The sequence below is a fragment of the Citrobacter sp. CK185 genome, from assembly GCF_030333565.1.
Classification (GTDB): Bacteria; Pseudomonadota; Gammaproteobacteria; order Enterobacterales; family Enterobacteriaceae; genus Citrobacter_B; species Citrobacter_B koseri.
In genome coordinates this window covers 214,366-233,572 of the sequence record NZ_JAOWFR010000025.1, presented here as the reverse complement: position 1 = coordinate 233,572, position 19,207 = coordinate 214,366, and the positions used below count along the sequence as shown (strand labels likewise).

The 19,207-nt window shown below is 51.7% G+C and carries 19 protein-coding genes and 2 pseudogenes; all 21 read left to right on the top strand.

The annotated features are described in order from the left end of the window. Nucleotides 1-2: 2 nt before the first annotated feature. The 21 genes and pseudogenes from OGV79_RS13580 to OGV79_RS13485 all read left to right on the top strand — a co-directional run bounded on the left by OGV79_RS13580 (nt 3) and on the right by OGV79_RS13485 (nt 19,184). Nucleotides 3-1,406, top strand: coding sequence for a DUF4055 domain-containing protein (locus OGV79_RS13580; RefSeq protein ID WP_286468606.1), 1,404 nt, complete (start codon nt 3-5; stop codon nt 1,404-1,406). Continuing rightward, a complete protein-coding gene (locus OGV79_RS13575; RefSeq protein ID WP_286468605.1) occupies nt 1,393-2,505 on the top strand; it encodes a phage minor head protein in 1,113 nt (370 codons plus the stop codon). The genes OGV79_RS13580 and OGV79_RS13575 overlap by 14 nt, the downstream gene beginning before the upstream one ends. 92 nt (nt 2,506-2,597) lie before the next feature. Continuing rightward, on the top strand, nt 2,598-3,155 hold the full coding sequence (locus OGV79_RS13570) for a hypothetical protein (RefSeq protein WP_286468604.1): 558 nt from the start codon (nt 2,598-2,600) through the stop codon (nt 3,153-3,155). Nucleotides 3,156-3,290: 135 nt separating this feature from the next. Next, nucleotides 3,291-4,055 carry a DUF6651 domain-containing protein gene (locus tag OGV79_RS13565; protein ID WP_286468603.1) on the top strand — a complete coding sequence of 255 codons (765 nt, stop codon included), beginning with the start codon at nt 3,291-3,293 and terminating at the stop codon, nt 4,053-4,055. Nucleotides 4,056-4,145: 90 nt separating this feature from the next. Beyond that, nucleotides 4,146-5,282 carry a major capsid protein gene (locus OGV79_RS13560; protein WP_286468602.1) on the top strand — a complete coding sequence of 379 codons (1,137 nt, stop codon included), beginning with the start codon at nt 4,146-4,148 and terminating at the stop codon, nt 5,280-5,282. A 49-nt stretch (nt 5,283-5,331) separates the two neighbouring features. After that, nucleotides 5,332-5,622, top strand: coding sequence for a hypothetical protein (locus OGV79_RS13555; RefSeq protein ID WP_286468601.1), 291 nt, complete (start codon nt 5,332-5,334; stop codon nt 5,620-5,622). Between the two features lie 3 nt (nt 5,623-5,625). Next, entirely contained in the window at nt 5,626-6,036 is a 411-nt protein-coding gene (locus OGV79_RS13550) for a protein singed (protein WP_286468600.1), read from the top strand. A 1-nt stretch (nt 6,037) separates the two neighbouring features. Beyond that, on the top strand, nt 6,038-6,421 hold the full coding sequence (locus tag OGV79_RS13545; RefSeq protein ID WP_286468599.1) for a glutamate 5-kinase: 384 nt from the start codon (nt 6,038-6,040) through the stop codon (nt 6,419-6,421). A gap of 1 nt (nt 6,422) precedes the next feature. Beyond that, complete coding sequence (locus tag OGV79_RS13540) at nt 6,423-6,974, top strand: hypothetical protein (RefSeq protein WP_286468598.1); 552 nt, start codon at nt 6,423-6,425, stop codon at nt 6,972-6,974. After that, nucleotides 6,971-7,363 carry a phage tail terminator-like protein gene (locus OGV79_RS13535; RefSeq protein ID WP_286468597.1) on the top strand — a complete coding sequence of 131 codons (393 nt, stop codon included), beginning with the start codon at nt 6,971-6,973 and terminating at the stop codon, nt 7,361-7,363. The genes OGV79_RS13540 and OGV79_RS13535 overlap by 4 nt, the downstream gene beginning before the upstream one ends. A gap of 26 nt (nt 7,364-7,389) precedes the next feature. Next, nucleotides 7,390-8,319, top strand: a pseudogene (locus tag OGV79_RS13530) (phage tail tube protein); the annotation flags it as partial. Further along, the gene (locus tag OGV79_RS21640) at nt 8,302-8,550 is read left to right on the top strand and encodes an Ig-like domain-containing protein (protein ID WP_378075501.1); all 249 of its coding nucleotides are present in this window, start codon (nt 8,302-8,304) and stop codon (nt 8,548-8,550) included. The pseudogene OGV79_RS13530 and the gene OGV79_RS21640, both read left to right, overlap by 18 nt. 62 nt (nt 8,551-8,612) lie before the next feature. After that, nucleotides 8,613-9,059 (top strand): annotated as a pseudogene (locus OGV79_RS13525) (phage-derived protein YdaY family protein); the annotation flags it as partial. Nucleotides 9,060-9,169: 110 nt separating this feature from the next. Then, a complete protein-coding gene (locus OGV79_RS13520; RefSeq protein WP_286468595.1) occupies nt 9,170-9,400 on the top strand; it encodes a hypothetical protein in 231 nt (76 codons plus the stop codon). A gap of 39 nt (nt 9,401-9,439) precedes the next feature. Then, complete coding sequence (locus tag OGV79_RS13515; RefSeq protein ID WP_286468594.1) at nt 9,440-12,307, top strand: phage tail length tape measure family protein; 2,868 nt, start codon at nt 9,440-9,442, stop codon at nt 12,305-12,307. Next, a complete protein-coding gene (locus tag OGV79_RS13510) occupies nt 12,307-12,771 on the top strand; it encodes a hypothetical protein (RefSeq protein WP_286468593.1) in 465 nt (154 codons plus the stop codon). The genes OGV79_RS13515 and OGV79_RS13510 overlap by 1 nt, the downstream gene beginning before the upstream one ends. Further along, nucleotides 12,768-13,256: a DUF1833 family protein gene (locus OGV79_RS13505; RefSeq protein ID WP_286468592.1), complete on the top strand. Its 489-nt coding sequence runs from the start codon at nt 12,768-12,770 to the stop codon at nt 13,254-13,256. The genes OGV79_RS13510 and OGV79_RS13505 overlap by 4 nt, the downstream gene beginning before the upstream one ends. Nucleotides 13,257-13,314: 58 nt before the next feature. After that, on the top strand, nt 13,315-13,827 hold the full coding sequence (locus OGV79_RS13500; RefSeq protein ID WP_200073767.1) for a DUF4823 domain-containing protein: 513 nt from the start codon (nt 13,315-13,317) through the stop codon (nt 13,825-13,827). 69 nt (nt 13,828-13,896) lie between these two features. Further along, nucleotides 13,897-14,277, top strand: a complete 381-nt coding sequence (locus tag OGV79_RS13495) for a hypothetical protein (protein ID WP_012132713.1) — start codon at nt 13,897-13,899, stop codon at nt 14,275-14,277. Next, nucleotides 14,274-16,991: a host specificity factor TipJ family phage tail protein gene (locus OGV79_RS13490; protein WP_286468591.1), complete on the top strand. Its 2,718-nt coding sequence runs from the start codon at nt 14,274-14,276 to the stop codon at nt 16,989-16,991. The genes OGV79_RS13495 and OGV79_RS13490 overlap by 4 nt, the downstream gene beginning before the upstream one ends. Before the next feature lie 57 nt (nt 16,992-17,048). Continuing rightward, a complete protein-coding gene (locus OGV79_RS13485; protein ID WP_230011240.1) occupies nt 17,049-19,184 on the top strand; it encodes a tail fiber/spike domain-containing protein in 2,136 nt (711 codons plus the stop codon). The last annotated feature ends 23 nt before the right edge of the window (nt 19,185-19,207 follow it).

Sequence of the window (19,207 nt, the reverse complement as noted above, 5' to 3'; positions counted from 1 at the left end):
CCATGGCCGATATTTCGACACCCAATCTCGACTATAACGACATGATCGAGGCGTGGGATATTAATGATGCCCTGATGGGCGGTACTCTGGAAATGCGGCGACAGGGTGAGACGTATCTACCTAAGTGGCCGAACGAAGATCCTGAAGGGTACAAAGAGCGCCTACGTGTTGCGACGCTGCTCCCGGCCTACGAAGAAAGCATTAAGCAAAATACCGGGCGCGTTTTCGCTGAACCAACGGTATTGAGTCAGGATACACCTGACCGGATTAAAACCCTGGCTGAAAACATCGATATGGAAGGCAGTCGCCTTGATGTCTGGGCCCAGCAGTTTTTTAGTCTGGCATTTCAGTACGGTCTTGCTCATGCGCTGGTGGATTATCCACGTACTAATGCGGAAGAAATCCGCACAAAAGCAGATGAACAGGCTGCTGGTGGTCGACCCTATGTAACGATGCTTAATCCTCGCCAGGTGATCGGCTGGAAGTCAAAGGTTGTTGGTGGGAAGGTCGTTCTCACTGAACTGAGAATCAAAGAAGTCATTGTCGTGGATGGTGACGACTTCGGGCAAACCAAAGTTGAGCAGATTCGCCATATTATGCCGCGTAAAGTGGAAATCTGGCGCCGTAACAAAGGTGATGGCGGGGAATCTACTTGGGCTCTTTATGAAGAGTGGGAAACCAGTCGCGACGACATTACTCTTGTAACGCTCTACACCAAAAAAACTGGATTTATGCGCGGTTCTCCGCCGCTGTTGAATCTGGCTCTGCTGAACATCAAGCACTGGCAGAGTCAGAGCGAGCAGGACAATATTCTTCATGTCGCCCGCGTGCCGCTGCTGGTGGCTTATGGGCTGGCTGAAGGCGAGTCGCTAACTATCGGTTCGTCTACAGCGACAAAATTCGATAATCGCGATCAATACGGTCTGGAATACGTCGAGCATACAGGAGCCGCTATCGACTCCGGCAAAACGTCGCTGGATGATCTGGAAAATCAGATGCGCCAGGCGGGCGCGAAACTGCTTCGCGCAGAAAACACTTCAACAAAATCTGACGACCAGACGCATGAAGAACACATGCAGGAAAACTCACCGCTCTACACAATGGCGAGTTCGCTGGAGGATGCGCTCGATAACATTCTGCAAATCATGGCCGAATGGATTGATCTGCCTGATGGCGGCAATGTTGATGTGCGCACAGAGCTGGATGTTTCTACCCAAACGTTCGATTCATCTGCTGCTATGGCCGTTCAGTCCCTGCGACAGGGGGGCGACATCCGCCAGGTTGATGCCGTTCGCGTGCTTCAGGCGCTAAAATTCATCGACCCTGACGCGAAACCGGAAGAGGTTATCGACGAGCTGAAAAACCAGCAGGTAACGTTGATGGGCGGTAACAATGGCGACGGTTAACGAGCAACTGCGTGACGAGTCCATAGCGCACGCTATCTGGATTAGTCGTTACAGTACCGGCGTTGCCAACAGGATGGTGAAACTACTCAACGAAAGTGATGCTGAGCTGACGGCGCGCCTGCTGGTGGCGATGGATGGTATAGAGCCGAATAGCTTTACGGTCACACGCCTTGAAGCGCTGCTGGCGAGCGTGCGGGAGATTAATCGCACGGCGATAAACGGCATGTTTTCCAGCCTGTCCACCGAACTGAATGATCTGGCGCAACACGAGGCTGGGTATCAGTTGAGCCTGTTTGACGCGCTGTTGCCGGAGTTCGTGACCGACGTTCATCCGCTGGTGGGTATCTCTCCTGACGCGGTTTACGCGGCGGCGATGGCGCAGCCATTTCAGGGGCGATTGCTCAGCGAATGGGCGTCAAACCTCGAAGCAGATCGCCTCAACCGCATAAATAACACAGTGCGACAGGGCTTTTTGCTGGGAGATACGAACGAGCAGATTGCGCGCAAGGTGCGCGGCCACGCTAATCGTGGCTATCAGGATGGCGCGTTACAGATGAGTCGAGCCAATGCCGCCAGTATCGCGAAAACGGCAGTGGGCCATCTTGCGGCGACGGCGTGTAACAGCTTCGCTGACGCCAATAACGACCTGATGAAGGGTAAGCAGTGGCTTTCCACCCTGGACAACCGAACGACACAGATATGCAGGATTCGAGACCGCCTTAAGTACACGCTTGATAACAAGCCGATTGGTCACAAAATCCCGTATTTGCAGGGGCCAGGAAAAATTCATTTCTGCTGCCGCTCTACTGAAACCTTCATCCTCAAATCGGCGAAAGAGTTGGGTATCGATGTTCGCGATATCCCGCCAGCGGAACGCGCAAGCATGGATGGCGTTGTACCGGGCGATACCAACTATCAGGAATGGTTCTCCCGCCAGTCGTTCGATCGCCAGAAGCAGATCGTTGGTGAGAAACGCGCGCGACTTATCCGTGATGGTGGTATGTCTCCTGATGAGTTCTACACCGACAAGGGCGAATGGCTGACGCTGGCGCAGTTGCGTGAACGTGACGCGCAGGCATTCAGAGAGGCTGGGTTGTGATAGGATTAATCAGTGGCTAGGGTAGCTCCCGAAAAGCGGCATCGTCACCGCCTGCCACTAATAACCTGACGAGCAACGAGACGAGGTTGACGATGGCTGCTCCAGAAAATAATTTACATTACGCCGGTAATGAATTGATTATTCATGACTCAGGTGACGGACCTGATCAATTTTATCGCTACGTTAGTCCGAACGACCTAACAAATACTGAATTATTGAACGCGCTGCGCGATGTTGTTGAGCGCAATGGCATTGGATACATAGAATCATCCGATACGGTAGTACGGGTCGGTGATCATGTTGGTCCATGCAAAGAGCTATTTAAAAAATTCAGTCAGCATGAAACGATGACTATTATCGTTGATGGTGAAAGAACAGAAGTTCCGGCACCGCTGAATACGTCAACTCTCGCCGGGTTTGCTGATGGCGGATACACTAAAGGCGGGCGAATGGATACTGAAGTTTGCGGTCAAGTCTCCCTGGGTCGCTTACTCATGACCGTGAGAGTGGATGGCCGAGATGTTCTTGTTCCGTATCAGGAGGAGGTATCTCTCGGTGGTTATGTAAAGAAAATACCGATCATTGATGAAAGCAATTTAATTGAGGTGACAACGCTTGGAAGTAACATTCCTGAGTTTGTAACCAGGTAAAACAACAGGTCGCTAAGGCGGCCTTTTTTATTATCTGAAATTCACAACAGGCTGCCTCCGGGCGGCCTTTTTTTATGGCCGCAACTCGGATGATGCGCGGCGCAACGGTCGGATGACCAAATCAAAGGTAACAACATGAAACTGAAGACAGTAGAAGTAAACGGTAAGCACTACGCAGAAGTCGATGCTAACGGCCTGCCGGTTTACGTGCATGACGACGGGAAAGAGATTGGTTTTGATGCTGCTCAGGCGATGAGCACAATTTCTGCACGCAACGCCGAAGCAAAATCTCATCGTGAAGCCAAAGAAGCGGTTGAAGCAAAACTGGCAGCTTTCTCCGGGATTGAAGACCCCAAAAAGGCGCTCGACGCAATCGAGATGATGACCAAAATCGACCAGAAAAAGCTGATCGATGCTGGCGCAGTTGACCAGGTGAAAGCCGAAATCACCAAATCATTCCAGGCGCAACTGGATGAGGCCAACAACAAAAATAAAACGCTGGAAGGTCAACTGTACGATTCGATGATCGGCGGTAGTTTTACCGGCTCCAAGTTTATCACTGATAAAATCGCCATCCCTGCCGATCTGCTTCAGGCTCGCTTCGGTCAGTCGTTTAAGGTCGAAGAGGGTAAAGTTGTCGCCTATGACGGCACCGGCAACAAAATTTATTCCCGCTCTAAACCGGGCGAACTGGCCTCATTCGATGAAGCGCTGGAGTTCCTGGTAGAGCAGTACCCGCAAAAAGACCACATCCTGAAAGCCAGTGGCAATAACGGCGGTGGTTCTCGCCCAACTCAGCATCAGGCAGGACAAAAGACAATGAAGCGCGACGCGTTTACAGGTCTTAGCCCTGTCGAGCAGCAGTCGACGCTGAAAGAAGGCATCACCATCGTCGACTGATCGCATTTGCCAGTTGCCGGATGGTGGCTGGCGCCAGAGCTGGATAGCTCACTAATCAATCCACGATAAAATCTCAAGGAACACAGAAAAATGGCTAATACCCTTACCGGGTTGATCCCGACTATCTATACAGCTCTGGATATCGTTTCCCGTGAGCAGGTGGGCTTTATCCCTGCTGTTGCACGAAATACCAAAGCAGACGCAGCAGCGAAAGACCAGACCGTTACTGCGCCGGTTGCTCCGGTTGCTGTTACCGAAGACATCGTGCCGGGTCCGTCTGCGCCGAATACCGGCGATCAGAATATCGGCACCGTCGATGTCAAAATCACCAAATCCAAAATGGCCCCGGTCAAATGGAACGGTGAAGAGCAACTGGCTCTCGGTCCCGCTGGTACTTACAACACCATTCTTGCTGACCAGTTCACCCAGGCATTCCGCGCACTGTCAAATGAGGTCGATGCTGATCTCGGCGCACTTTACTACGGCACTTCTCGCGCCGTTGGTACTGCTGGCACAACGCCGTTTGGCGTGAAGGAAGATCTGACCGACGCAGCTAATGCACGCAAGGTTCTGGAGGACAATGGTTCGCCAACCACCAGCCTGCAAATGGTTCTCGGTTCTTCTGCAATCGCGAATCTTCGCGGGAAGCAGACGGTACTGTTCAAAGTGAATGAATCCGGTACTGAGCAACTGCTTCGCGAAGGTACGCTGGGCCGACTGGAAGGCTTCAACATTCACAACTCTGCGGGCGTTAAGCGTGCGCCAGCTGCTACCGCGACAGGATATCTGGTCAATGGCGCGAAACAGGAAGGCGATATCATCATTGCCATTGATACCGGTACGGGTTCTATCGTAGCTGGTCAGGTCGTTACTTTCGACGGCGACGATAACCAGTATGTTGTTGCGGCAGCTACTTCCACCACCATCACTCTGGCTGCGCCGGGCCTGCGTCAGGATCTGGCGGACAACACCGAAATCACGGTTGTCGGCGGCTTCACCGCAAATATGGCGTTTGACCGTAACGCATTCCTTCTGGCTTCGCGTACCCCGGCAATGCCGGAGGGTGGCGATACCGCTGATGACGTGATGAATGTAACCGATCCAGTCTCCGGCATCACCTTCCAGGTTGCGTTGTATCGTCAGTACCGTCAGGTGCGTTATGAAGTTGGCCTGGCGTGGGGTGTCGCATCCGTTAAGCCTGCTCATGCGGTAATGCTGCTTGGCTAACGCAACCACTCACTAAGGGGCTTCGGCCCCTTTTCTTTCTGGAGGGCTTATGGCCGGATTGACGAAAGAGCAGCGCGCTCAGCGAGCGGCGGAAAAACTTGCTGCTGAACTGGCGGCGAAAAACAATTCTGAGCAGCAGGAGCAGCAGGAGCAGCAGGAGCAGCAGGAGCAGCAGGAGCAGCAGGAGCAGCAGGAGCAGCAGGAGCAGCAGGAGCACGGTGCTCAGTTGGTTGCTATGTTCTCTGACTTCCCGGCATTTCCCGGCGCGCCCACCACCGCAGATGTGCATCCTGACGAAGTGGAAAACTGGAAGGCGGCAGGCTGGCGCATAGAGGAGTGATTCATGATCACCTACATCACGGTAGCGGACGTTGATCAAATCCTCGGTGCCGACTGGACTGATGCCAGCAAAAAATCAAAATCGGTACTGATGGCTAACACCTGGATGAATGGCCTTGGCCTGAAATTATCATGCGACAAAAATACCCACGAAATCATTATCCCTGATGATGTGAAGCAGGCTGGGGCGTATGCGTCGCTGGCCGCAGCAAATGGCGGGCTGTATCAACAGAAAACCAGTTCTGGTGTCCTCACCAGTGAATCGGTTGATGCCGATGGTGTGAGTGTGTCAGAAAGCTACGCCGAAATGGCAACAAACAGCACATCTTTGCTGGATTCCGATCTGCAACTGGCACTGGCGATGCTCAAGCCGTATGGCGCGAATACTTCGCAGATTCGGATTGTCAGGGGGTGACGTGGGAATTCGTGACAAGATTCAGACGAAGGTCGCAAAGGCCTTTGATACCAAGCTGGCGGATGCTGTCAACGATTTCACCGGCTCTTACGTCATCCAAACCGGATGGGACCCGGTAACGGAAACAGGCGGTGAAACCACCGTGACCTACACTGGCCGTGGCGTTCTGTCGAAATACAGCCTCAACCGCATTGATGGCGTCAATATCCTGCACGGCGACCTGAAATTAACCGCGCTGACGAATGAAGTTACCGACGAACCGAAAGTCGATCACATAATCACTGCACCAGACCTGATTACTGGCGAGCAGCAGCGTTACAAGGTCATTACGGCAGGAACCGATCCGGCGAAAGCGACATATTCCATCCAGTTGCGGAGGGTGTGATATGGCTAAGGCCTGGAGTCTTGACCCAGCATTATTCGCTGACAAGGTGGAAGAGGATGTCGGAAAACTGCAACGTGTTATAGCCATTCAGTTGCTCAATGAGATCGTTATTCGGTCACCGGTCGGTAACCCTGAAATATGGGCTGTAAACCAGACAGCAGTTCAATACAACAAAGCGGTAAGCGAGTGGAATGAGTCGCAGCTCTCTAACCCCGAAAATCTGACAAAAACAGGGAGGCTTAAAAGGAAAGCACGCGTCAATGACAGCATGGATATAAAACGTCCCGCAGAATATCGAGCAGGAACTTTTCGGGCATCGCATTTTGTTAGCGTTGGCTCTCCAAGTAATTATGTGCCAAGCGAGCCAGATCCGAACGGTGCAAACACCATAAATAACGGGACTTCGACAATTCTTGCGGCACCAAATTATTCAGTCATCTACATCCAGTCAAACCTTCCTTATTCCGTACCGCTTGAAAACGGGCACTCAAAGCAGGCACCGGCAGGCGTTTATGCGGTTTCATTTAATGGTGTAACACAGGCCTACAAATGACCCTCACAGAAATTCGTAACGCTGTCATTGCTCGCATGACGGCGCAGACGGCTATTGCCTCTAATGCCGTGGATTATCCAAACGGACCCGTATTTGATCCAAGTGGTCGTGATATCTGGGCTCGTTTCACCAACATTTCAGGCATGGCCGGAGCAAATGAAATCGGCGGTGGTCCGGTTGTTCACCGTACCGGCGTCCTCATCATTCAGATCTTCGTCCCTGTTGGTTCTGGCTCTCTGCTTATCACTCAAACAGCAGACAAACTCCGTGAATTATTCGAATTCCAGGATGACGGAAAACTCAGTTATTTCTCCGTATCAGCTGTTCCTGCTGGTGAAGCAGATGGCTGGTCTCAGCTCAATCTACAAATTCCTTACCGCGCTCTGTAGCGCTTAACTTCGATGGAGGTGACCGCATGTCGAGCGGCGCTAAGGTACTCTCGGCCTTTATCCGGGAGACGACACCAGGAATTACGCCTGCTGGCGCCTGGAATCTTCTCAAACGCACAAGTTGGGGCGTTGGCCCGTCCCAGAATACCAATGGCAACGATGAAATCGGCGGCTCCCGAATGGCGCAGGGCGCTACGCTTGGAACGGTCGATGTTGGCGGCGATGTCGGGGCAAAATTCCGCTACGGCCAGCATGATGAATTCCTGGCTTCGTGTTTTGGCGCGGAGTGGGCGGGCAATGTACTGACGATGGGGAATGACCGTATCTCTTTCTCACTTGCAACGTATGCCTCTGATGTTGGTATCGCCTCCATCGTTCGCGGCGCGCAGGTAAGTGTGTTCCAGTTAGAAGTTCCTAACGATGGTGACGTTACCGCGACAATCACTTTCGCCGGGCTGGGCTGGGATTCGAAAGCAGACGATACGAGCTATATCGAAGGTACACCTGCCGATAATGCTGGCGAGCTGCGTTACTCGTTCAAAGAGGTCACCGCAATCAACCTGAACGGAATCGACGGTGGTGATGGCTTCTGTATTGATACCTTCAACATCCAGTTCGACAACAACGTCCAGACGCAGCGCTGTATCGGCACTGGTTCACCATATGCAGGGGCTAATATCCCAACCACCTTCACGCCGTCAGGTTCGATCACGCTCTCCTGGTCTAAAGCTGCGTGGGAGGTCTGGAGCAAAACGCTTACCGGAGCAACCGTGCCGTTCAGTTTCACCCTGGCGAACGACGAAGGTCAGTACACTTTCAACTTCCCTAAAGTGCAGGTTGCTGGCGACTGGCCTGATGGCGGCAATACCGACATCATTCAAGTGCAACTCGACATCACTGCGGCCGACGAGTCACCGACCATTACCCGCGCCGTTACCATTCCGGCAACCGGTATCACGGTAACCCCGGAAACAGCTTCCGTTGATGTGGGCGATACAACCAGCCTCACTGCAACGCTGGCTCCCGCCGGCGCCACGGATACTGTTACGTGGGAGTCATCAGATCCTGAAGTGGCAACAGTTAGTGCGTCAGGCGTCGTTACTGGTGTGGCGGCCGGAACGGCAACCATCACCGCTAAGGCACGCACTTTTACCGATACGGCAACCATTACCGTAACTGAACCATAAAATTTCCCTTGCCCGTTCCGCTCTGCATGGCGGCGCGGGCTTTTTTCATGCAGGAGTTTCGAATGATTATCCTAACCCCACGAATTGATGTTGGCGGCGAGCGCTGGTTTACGCCGCTGAAAGATCTCAAACCCATTGAAGGCCTGAAGCTGCTCGTCAGCAGCATCGATAACGACCAGTATCGCTCGCGTAATGCACTTATTCGCCGCCACATTGAAAAAATGGATGCCAGTTACCAGGTGGGAACCAGCGAATTTAGCCTGTCAGCGGTCGGGGAAATTGACTCTGCCGATGACCTGCTGATCGACAACTGCGCGCGTTACCTGCTGAAAGACTGGAAGGGTGTCGGTGAGCTTGTGGATGGCAAAGAAGTGCCGATTGAGTACACACCGGAACGCGGTGCTACCCTTCTGAAACAGGAACCAGCGTTTTACTGGCAAATTCTGGCTGAAGCCGCCAGCATCGCCCAGGGCAAAGAGCAGCAAAAGCAGGAAACCGTAAAAAAGCCATCGAAGCGCAACAATGGTTCAGCGAATTCGGCGGGGAGAAGGGCGAAAAGGCAAAGTGGCGAAGGGAGAAATTAAAACTCCCGCCAATTCCCGAACCTGAAATTGACGGTGTGACAGGGGAAATCCTCAACGCTTACTCCGTTATCTCCCGCTCCCGGCTGTATGCCGGGATGGCTGGCGCGCCGCTGCCAATCTCACTTCATGATATTGAGCGCTTTCTTTCTGCACGTCCCGTCCTCATTGATCGTGATGAATTTGACGCGGCGATATTTGCCCTCGATGACGCATGGCGTGATCAGTGGGCGCAGGAACAGAAAAAACACGGCAAACAGAAACAATAAGCCCGGCATATCCGGGTATTTTTATGCCCGGAGATCGCAATGGCAGAACAGACATCCCGCCTCGCCGTCATTATTGACAGCACCGGCGCAGAAAAAAATACTGAAAGCCTGACCAGCGCCCTTCACGGGCTTACCGAGTGGGGGCAGAAAGCAGCGGCCAGCGCCGGGAGGGTAACGAAGGCGACCGAAGAAGAATCCGCTGCTTTATCGGAACTACTGGACCGCATTGATCCGGTTAACGCTGCGCTGAATAAACTGGATAAACAACAGCAGCAACTGGCGAAATTCAAGTCGAAAGGCATGCTGGACGATGAGACCTTTGATGTCTATTCGAAAAAAATCGAAGAGGCTCGTAATCGTCTCACCGGGTTTTCAGAGCAACTGAAAAATACTGGCATGTCAGCAAAGCAGACGGCTTTTGCGATGCGCATGATCCCTGCTCAGATGACCGATATCGTCGTGGGTCTGTCTACCGGGCAAAGTCCGTTCATGGTGCTGATGCAGCAGGGCGGCCAGTTAAAGGACATGTTCGGCGGTATCGGCCCGGCGATTAAAGGTGTCGGCTCTTATGTGATGGGCCTGATCAATCCTTTCACGCTGGCGGCTGCTGCGGTCGGCGTGCTGGGCGTGGCGTACTACAAAGGCACGCAGGAACAGGACGCTTTCAATAAATCACTCATCCTGACGGGTAACCAGGTAGGGAAAACATCGGGTCAACTGGCGGACATTGCCGCGCGCGCTGGTGTAGCGGCGAACTCAACCACTGGCAAAGCGGCATCGGCGCTAAACCTACTGGTGGAATCTGGAAAGGTTGCCGGTGATTCGCTTGAGCGCGTGACCACTGCCGTTGTTAAAACGAGTGAAGCCACTGGTATTGCGACCGATAAACTGGTGGACGATTTCAACAAAATTGCCGCCGATCCGGTTGCAGCAATCACCAAACTGAACGACCAGTACCACTTCCTTACGCTGGCAACTTACAACCAGATAAAAGCCCTCCAGGATGAAGGAAATCAGCAGGAAGCCGCCCGTATTGCGACTGATGCTTACGCCACCACCATGCAGCAGCGTGCATCTGACATTCAGCAGAATCTCGGACTCCTTGAGAAAGCGTGGAATGGTCTGGCCGGCGCTGCGAAAGGTGCATGGGATGCCATGCTTAACGTCGGGCGTGAGTCCGGCGGTGTGGGACGAATAGCGGAAATTCGTAAAGAGCTGGACTGGATTGATAACGCCGTTGGTGGAAAAACTGTTTTTGGTAGCCGTCGTAAGGAACTAGAGCAGGAGTTAAACCTTCTTCAACTCACGATGACAGCGCAGGGAGATTTGAACGGGGCGATCGCTAAAGCTAACCAGGATGAACAAGAGCGCATTAAAATCCAGCAAGAAGCTGACCGGGCCAACCAGCAGTTCCTGTCGAATGCTGATAAGCGAAACAAGGCGATTCAGCAGCAGAAGAAATTCCTTGATGCCGGGGCTATCAGTGCAGATCAGTATGCGAAAAATGTCGCCCGCATTAATGAGATGTACAAAGACCCAAAAAAGCCGAAGGGGAAAACATATAGCGAAGATGCCGCGACACGATTACTGGATCAGATTAACCAGCAGACCGCCGCAATGCAGTCCCAGCTTGACGCCAGCGATAAGCTCACCAGTGCCACTCAGGCGCGAGTGAAGTTTGAACAACAGATCGCTGATCTCAAATCGAAAACGCAACTCACCGCCGATCAGAAATCGATTTTGTCCCGCTCTGAAGAAATTATTCAGGCCTACAAACGACAGGAGGCGTTGCAAAACTCCGTTAAAACGCTCGACGATTACTGGAAAATGCAGGAGCAGGTTAAAGCGAAGGATGAGCAGCAGAATGATTTGCTTCGCGAACGGCTTGCGCTGCTGGAAAAAGCAAAAGCCACAGGGAAGCTGGCGCCGGGGGAATACGAGCAAACCCGATCTGATATTTACAAAAACACCCCAGCGGAGTTGCCTTCTTCAGTGAAGAGTGTGGTTGGCAACCTGTCACCGACTGGCGGCCAGTTATCCGGCACGTTCGGCGGTATGCAACAGCAGTACATGCAACTCGATCAGGCGCAACAGCAGTTACAGACGTGGTTGCAGGCTCAGGAAGCAGCATATGCCCAGGCTGCGCAAATCACCACGGAAGGCGAAGCGCGCATGACAGCAATCCGCCAGCAGGCGGCGCAAGCCAACCAGGTTATTGAATCCCAGAAAAACGAAATCATCACCAGTGCGACGCAAACCATGATCGACAGTGGTTTGCAGATTCTGGCAACTGGTTTCGGGGAGCAATCCGGGATTTATAAAGCTGCGTTCGCTGCCAGCAAGGCATTCGCTATTGCACAGTCTCTGGTTTCGATCCAACAGGGGATAGCGATGGCAGCTGCCAACCCGTTTCCGTACAACATCGCTGCGATGGCATCCGTTGCAGCGGCGACGGCGAGCATCGTTTCTAATATCGCAGCTGTTGCGGATGTCGGTTTTGCTGCCGGTGGTTTTACGGGCCCGGGCGGGAAATACCAGCCCGCCGGGATAGTTCATAAAGGCGAGTATGTTTTTGACCAGGCTGCAACCAACCGGATCGGCGTCTCGAACCTTGAGGCGCTGCGCAATGGTGGTTCTCTGGATGCAACGCTGAGCAAACCCGGTTTCGGTACAGGGGCGCAGAACGTCAATAACAATAGCAATGCTATGACCCTGAACGCACCCATCAACCAGAACTTCAATATTCAGCAGGGAGTAACCCCTGACCAGATGAATCTGTCGCTGGCGCAGACTCAGAAACAGGCTACCAGCGATGCATTGGATCAGGTCGCCAATCAGATCGTGAAAGGCAACGGGAAAGTAGGTAACGCAATGCGAGGAACGTACACCGGAAGGAGAACGACCTGATGGCTGAAAAATACTACCCTCACGATTATCTCCCTATGCCGCTTCAGGACGGTTATGCATTTCAGCCAGTCAGCCCGTTAAAGCGCACCGAAATGACCACCGGCCGCGCCCGCCAGCGCCGCGCATTTATTTCGACGCCGACACAGGCAAATGTGCAGTGGCTTTTCGAAAAAGATGCTCAGGCTCAGCTTTTTGAGGGCTGGTATCACGAAACCATTACTGACGGTGCCGACTGGTTTTTTATGCGGTTGCAAACGCCGTTGGGCGTTGAACTCTACAAATGCCGGTTTATGGACATCTATCAGGGGCCGACGCTGGTCGCCCCGATTTACTGGCAGTTCTCCGCGACGCTTGAGTTGTGGACTCGACCCGTCCTCGGTGATGGCTGGGCTGAGTTCCCGGATTACATCATCAACAGCAGCATCATTGATATTGCACTTAACAGGGAGTGGCCGGAAGCATGACCAGCCCGACTTTGAAACGACTGTATGCCTCTTCCGGTGAAGAGGTCATTATCAAAACTTTGCAGATCAACATCGGTGATGATGTCCTTTATCTCTGTGATGGTTACGACAACGTAACAGCGACGACGGAAACTGGTGAAGAGGTCACATTCATCGCCAGCGCCATCGATGTTGCGCTACCGGCGCGGAACAGTGACGGCACGCAGGACTTGCAGTTTGCTGTCTCAAACATCAAAGGAGAAGCATCCACATCCGTGCGTAGCGCGCTGGAAAATCTACGTGGCGCCACGGTGACCTACCGACAATATACATCCGATGATTTAGCTGCCCCCGCAGAACGTCCATACACGCTAACTGTGAAAAATGGGTACTGGACCGCGACGCAGGCGCAAATTATCGCTGGATATATGAACGTGCTGGATACTGGATGGCCCCGCTATAGCTACACACTCCCGTTCTATCCGGGCTTGCGTTACATGAGTTAATGTTCAGCCATAAATTACTTGATAAGATAAGGTTCTTCTTATTGACAGGGATAGAAAAGTGAAACGATTTTTGCTGGTTTCTGCCGTAATTTTACTGGCCGGATGTTCGGCTAAATACAATACGAACAATATTCAGAGCAACACTGAGCAGTTAGTCAAAGATGCTCCAGTTGCTATTTCTATGCCATCTGATGGGGTATATGAAACCCGCACATATGCTGGCTCTGGAAATTCGACAGCGACTGCATTAAAAGCTGCTTTTTTGCGACATTCAGATAACGTAGCGATTTACGCTGATTGTGAAGATGTTACTTGTCTGAAAAATAATCATACAATCCATCATGGATACTACGTTGTTCCTCAGATATTGCATTGGGAGGACAGGGCTACTGAGTGGTCAGGAATTCCAGATAAAATTGAAGTGAAAATTACAATTTATAATGCAGAATCCAACAATCGGATTGCCTCAACGATTATTAGCGGGAAAAGTAAGTGGGCAACATTTGGTGGTGATCATCCGCAAGACTTGTTGCCAGAGCCAGTAAACTCGTACATCTCCAGCCTGTATTGAACCGTCAGTAAACTACATTTCAAACCCCGTATAAACGGGGTTTTTTATTGCCTGAAATTCGGAGGCTTAATGTTCAATCAAGATAAATACCTTTCGGTCAGATGGCTGAAGGGCGGTCGCGCTTACCCTGAACTTGACTGTTTCGGCATTGTGAATGAGGTGCGTCGCGATCTGGGGCTTCATGAGTGGCCGGATTTCGCCGGAGTGACGAAAGATAGTGGAGGGCTTAATCGAGAAGCGAGGAAACTGATGCTTTCCCTACAACGCTGCGAGCCATGTGAAGGTGCGGGTGTTGCCTGCTATTCAGGCTCAACTGTTACGCATGTCGGCGTTGTCGTGGTGCTTAATGGCCGTCTGCATGTGGCCGAATGCAACCCTAAATCCAACGTTTCTTTTACGCCGGTGGCGCAGTTTGTTCGCCGCTTCGTTAAAGTGGAGTTCTGGAAGTGACCATCAGAATTTATCCTTCCCGGTTACCCGGCGAGCCGCTGGAAACGCATGAACATGGTGCGGTGACTATTCATCAGTGGATGGCGCGGAATGTTGAAAATTACCGCGCTGACATGAAGCATCCGATCGCCATTGAAGTGGACGGCGTGAATATCCCGGCTGCTGCATGGTTTGATTATGCGATCAGCCCGAAAAGTGATGTGCGCATTTATCCGGTCCCTCATGGCGCCGTTGCGCTGGCGTGGATTGCCGTTGCTGTTTCGGTCGCATCTGTTGCTTATGCGCTGTTCTTTGCGCCTGGCGCATCAGATCCCGGTGGTTTCTCTTCGTCGACAGGCGATTCACTGGACGTTAACCCGGCAAAAGCGAACCGTGCAAAGCTGGGTGATCCAATTCGCGAGTTGTTCGGACGCCGCCGAATTTACCCCGATTACGTAGTGCAACCGGTAACCCGCTTCAGCCCGGACGATCCGACAGTGATGACCGTTGAAATGTTCGTTGCTCTGGGATTCGGACAATTTTCATTCGGCGAAGGGGATATGCGCGTCGGCGCCACGCCAGTTTCATCGCTTGGTGATGGTTTCGCATACACCGTTTTTCAGCCGGGCCAGAATGTGGCTGGTGATCGCCGTAGTGAAAACTGGTTTAACTCTACCGAGGTTGGCGGGACGTCATCGGGTGCCGGGCTGGATATGGCCCAGACCGCACCGGATACGGATGATGTGGTAGCGCAGTCACTGACGGTGTCGGGAAGCACAATCACGTTTAACGGATTAAGCGCTGATGATGATACTGCAACAAACGAGCTGCCTGATTCGTGGATTGCTGGCGCAACGGTTGAGCTAATCGTACCCGATCAGTTTGTTGTTACCAATGATGGCGCATACAGCCGCATTACCAGTGACAATCTGGCGGAAATCGCCCCTTACGTCGGAATGCCGGTAACGCTCTGGTACAACAGCGTCGACTACAGCCTGTTTATCGCTTCGTATACGCCGCATGCAGATGCGACAGAGGAAGAAGAAGAGATCACCGCGTCGGTAACGCTGGCTTATGAGAGTGAGACCGGCGCGCCATTTACGGGTATTCCAGAGGGGTATATCAGGCTTTCCGTTTCTCACGCTGGATATCAGTACAAAATTTTCGATGTGGACGGCACCAGTGTGACTCTTCAGCGCTTGATTGACGGCGTTGTCGATAACACATGGCCGGGTTTCGTGGCGCGTACCGTGCTTGATTTTGAGGCATCTGGCGTTAACCAGAACGACTCCTGGATGGGCCCGTTTCTGGCATGCCCGGATAATGAAACCATCGACATGTTTGAAGTGAATTTCTTCTTCCCGAATGGCATTTGCGGGTACGACAAAAAAGGGAGAAAACAAAACAGAACGGTTCGCTGGGAAGTTCAGTACCGTGTCTATGGATCTGGTTTGGGATGGATGAGCAAAACCGGTTCGTATAACACAAAAAATATTAATGGCCTTGGTTTCACTGAGCGCATCACGCTGAGTTCTCCCGGCCTTGTTGAAGTGCGTTGCCGGCGCACTAACGAGCAGGGGCAGGATAACAGCCGCGATAATATGTACTGGCAATCGTTGCGTGGCCGCCTGCTGACCAGACCGTCATTGTACGCTGGCGTAACGACGATGGGGGTCACGGTGGAAACCGGTGGCAAGCTGGCAGCGCAGTCCGATCGCCGGGTGAATGTGGTAGCTACAAGGATTTACGACACTGGAGCGGCGCGCAGCATCTCCGGCGCGCTGTACCACGTTGGTAACTCGTTAGGTCTGGACATGGACACCGACGCCATTAATGCCCTGGAAAGTACCTACTGGACGCCTGACAATGAGTTTTTCGACTTCGAGACGACCGACAGTACATCTGCGCTGGAGGTTTTACAGAAGATCGCCAATGCCGGGAAAAGCTATTTTCTGCTGGCAGACGGGCTTGCCTCGGTTGCGCGCGAAGGCGTTAAGCCCTGGTCGGGGGTTATCAGCCCGCATGAGATGACTGAAGACCTGCAAACCGCGTTCGTGGCTCCGTCTGACGACGACTATGACGGCGTGGACGTTACGTATATCAACGGAACGACATGGGCTGAGGAAACGGTACAGTGCCGGACACCAGATAATCCAACGCCCGTAAAAATTGAAGACTATACGCTTGATGGCGTTCTCGACCGGGACCGGGCATATCAGATCGGCATGCGTCGTCTGATGAAGTATTTACAGCAACGGCTGACGCATACGACCTCAACTGAACTGGACGCGCTTTGCTATAACGTCGGCGATCGTATCGTGCTGACCGACGATATACCGGGCAGCCAGACGATTAGTGCGCTGATTGAAGAGATGGATACCACTGAGAACAAGACAACGTTTACGGTGACGGAGCCTCTTGACTGGTCTTTCGAGAACCCTCGGGTACTAATTCGTTACCAGGATGGCACCGCTTCTGGCCTGATGGTTGCAACAAGAATGGGGGATTATCAGGTGCTGGTTCCCGAGCAACCAGAATTCAGCTCTATTATTCTCAATGATCCGGCTACCGAGCCGCCGCGCCTGATTTTCTGCGATTCTTCACGCACAGGTTATGACGCTATCGTCTCAGAGATAGCACCACAATCAGACGGCACATGCCAGATAACTGCGAAGCAGTATAAACCCAGCTTCTACGATTACGACAATGCCACTTATCCCGGCAATGTCGCATAACAACAATCTCTCCAATACAGACCCGCTTCGGCGGGTTTTTTCGTTTATGAGGCCCATATGACGACTTACAACACCGGCAATCCGCTGGGGTCTGCTGCTGCAAAAGATTTGTACGATAACGCCCAGAACCTTGATCACCTTTCAAATGACCGGGTCAATGAAACGTGGGATGACCGTTTTGGCGTGCCGCGCCTTACCTGGCATGGAATGGAGCAGTGTTATAAAACAGCCCTCGCGAACCTCGGCTTAAATCCTGTCGGGACATTTCAGGGCGGGGCGGTTATTAATTCCGCCGGTGACATCATTCAGGATGAAGATACTGGCGTCTGGTACCGCTGGGATGACCTGTCCACGCTGCCTAAAACTGTTCCATCTGGATCCACCCCTGCGTCTACTGGTGGGATCGGTGATGGAAAATGGCTGGCAGTTGATGTTAGCGACGTGCTCAGGAAGCAACTTGCAGACAATTCTGGTGCAGAAATGGTTGGCACCAGTGATGGTATCTCCGTCCAGCAATATATTGATAAAACAGTAAATGTTAATAATCGAGTGCCTTCAGAGGATGCATCCGATTTTTATGTTGGCATTTTCTTTAATAATCAGATAGACAGGAAAGTGACTTTATTCAAAAGCTACAATGGAGCATGGTTAGAGTCAGTTAACACAACTTATATGCAAACTGATAGTCATTGGTACCTTTCGTCAGCACAAACCTCTTTGACAGACCTGACAACTGTCAGAGGGAACGACCCGGACATTTCTTTCTTCAATGGGAAATGGCACATTTGCATCACTTCGGGGCATCCAAACCCTCCAATTGGCGAACCTCGAGATCTTATCATTCTAACGAGTGACGATATGATTAATTGGACGCCGAAAGAAGTAAAAATGGGGCCAACATTACTTTACGGTCAGTCCGCAGTTCAGTTTGGCGGCACTACGACTAGCATCAACCAAATATGGGCCCCGGCTTTATTCCAAGATAACAATGGTGATGTATGGATTATAGCTACTGTAGGCATCAATCCAAATGCACCAGACATTAACGGGACTTCCGTAACATGGGCTGCTGCGATAGGTTGCAAGTGCAATGATCTAGAAAACCTCACATTTGATGCGCCACAACTTTTCTTGCAAGATATCACTGTGCAGAGACTTGATCCGCAAATGAACCAGGATTCCCTGGGGCGTTACCTGATAGCCATTAAAAATGAGTACAACAAACACATTGAAATTTGGCGGTCTAACACAGTAGTTGGTGGTTATACCAAGATTTCTGACCTTGATTTTGGTGGTACTGCCATTGAAGCGCCGTGCCTAATGTATTCAAAGAAATATAATCAATGGTATCTATATGCTGATGCCTATAATACCAATGGAGAATATTATTTTGTCACCACAACAGATTTCTCTACATGGACTTCTCCAGCCCCCGTCAGAAGTTCTGAGGGGATTCGACATGGAACAATGCTAAACTTGGCAATGTTGAAGGAAGGGCAGCAGGCAATTGCGTCATACACACGAGCCGCAACTCTTCTCGGAAGATACATGGAACAGAGCCCGTTAACATCTACCCGTGGTCAGTTTAATACCACAGGAACATCGAACTTAGTTCCAGAGAATGGGATGGTATACAGGGTTCTTGGTGCCGCATATCGGAGATTCTTCATTGAAGATATCGGCACCACCGACCATTTCTATTTAGCATGTACAAGCGATAGCCCAGCAGCTGGAATAGTAATAAGCGGGACATACTTGTCAGGCGGACTTCACTATATAGGCTTTGGAGTAAATAATAACAAACTAGTTAAGGTTCTGTTCGATAAGCGAAACCGCACATATTATATAGAAGGTGACGGAGAGCGTCAGCCATCAACAAACACCATACCCTTTAACACGATTGGCAATGGATGGCCGACCGTTACAAACTCTTGGGTTCCTCAGAACGGAGCTACATATACTATCGCATCTGCTGCCGATAACACTGTAATTGCAGGCATAAATCAACCTGCAAGAGATGGCATGTACTTCCATGTATTGATCACGAATGATACAGCAGGTCAAATAACCTTCAATTCAGGAGGGGAAGGACTTGCAGTTGGCGGTACTAACAAGGTGTTTACTGGGTCAGCTAACGGTAACCGAGTCATTACCGTTAAAAAGATAGGAGGGGCCTGGAGAATACTAATCTGAAGAAAAAAGCGCCCAAGTGGGCG

Coding starts and splice junctions, on each gene's coding strand:
- OGV79_RS13580 (WP_286468606.1), top strand. CDS start 3: ATGGCCGATATTTCGACACCCAATCTCGACTATAACGACATGATCGAG.
- OGV79_RS13575 (WP_286468605.1), top strand. CDS start 1,393: ATGGCGACGGTTAACGAGCAACTGCGTGACGAGTCCATAGCGCACGCT.
- OGV79_RS13570 (WP_286468604.1), top strand. CDS start 2,598: ATGGCTGCTCCAGAAAATAATTTACATTACGCCGGTAATGAATTGATT.
- OGV79_RS13565 (WP_286468603.1), top strand. CDS start 3,291: ATGAAACTGAAGACAGTAGAAGTAAACGGTAAGCACTACGCAGAAGTC.
- OGV79_RS13560 (WP_286468602.1), top strand. CDS start 4,146: ATGGCTAATACCCTTACCGGGTTGATCCCGACTATCTATACAGCTCTG.
- OGV79_RS13555 (WP_286468601.1), top strand. CDS start 5,332: ATGGCCGGATTGACGAAAGAGCAGCGCGCTCAGCGAGCGGCGGAAAAA.
- OGV79_RS13550 (WP_286468600.1), top strand. CDS start 5,626: ATGATCACCTACATCACGGTAGCGGACGTTGATCAAATCCTCGGTGCC.
- OGV79_RS13540 (WP_286468598.1), top strand. CDS start 6,423: ATGGCTAAGGCCTGGAGTCTTGACCCAGCATTATTCGCTGACAAGGTG.
- OGV79_RS13535 (WP_286468597.1), top strand. CDS start 6,971: ATGACCCTCACAGAAATTCGTAACGCTGTCATTGCTCGCATGACGGCG.
- OGV79_RS13515 (WP_286468594.1), top strand. CDS start 9,440: ATGGCAGAACAGACATCCCGCCTCGCCGTCATTATTGACAGCACCGGC.
- OGV79_RS13510 (WP_286468593.1), top strand. CDS start 12,307: ATGGCTGAAAAATACTACCCTCACGATTATCTCCCTATGCCGCTTCAG.
- OGV79_RS13505 (WP_286468592.1), top strand. CDS start 12,768: ATGACCAGCCCGACTTTGAAACGACTGTATGCCTCTTCCGGTGAAGAG.
- OGV79_RS13495 (WP_012132713.1), top strand. CDS start 13,897: ATGTTCAATCAAGATAAATACCTTTCGGTCAGATGGCTGAAGGGCGGT.
- OGV79_RS13485 (WP_230011240.1), top strand. CDS start 17,049: ATGACGACTTACAACACCGGCAATCCGCTGGGGTCTGCTGCTGCAAAA.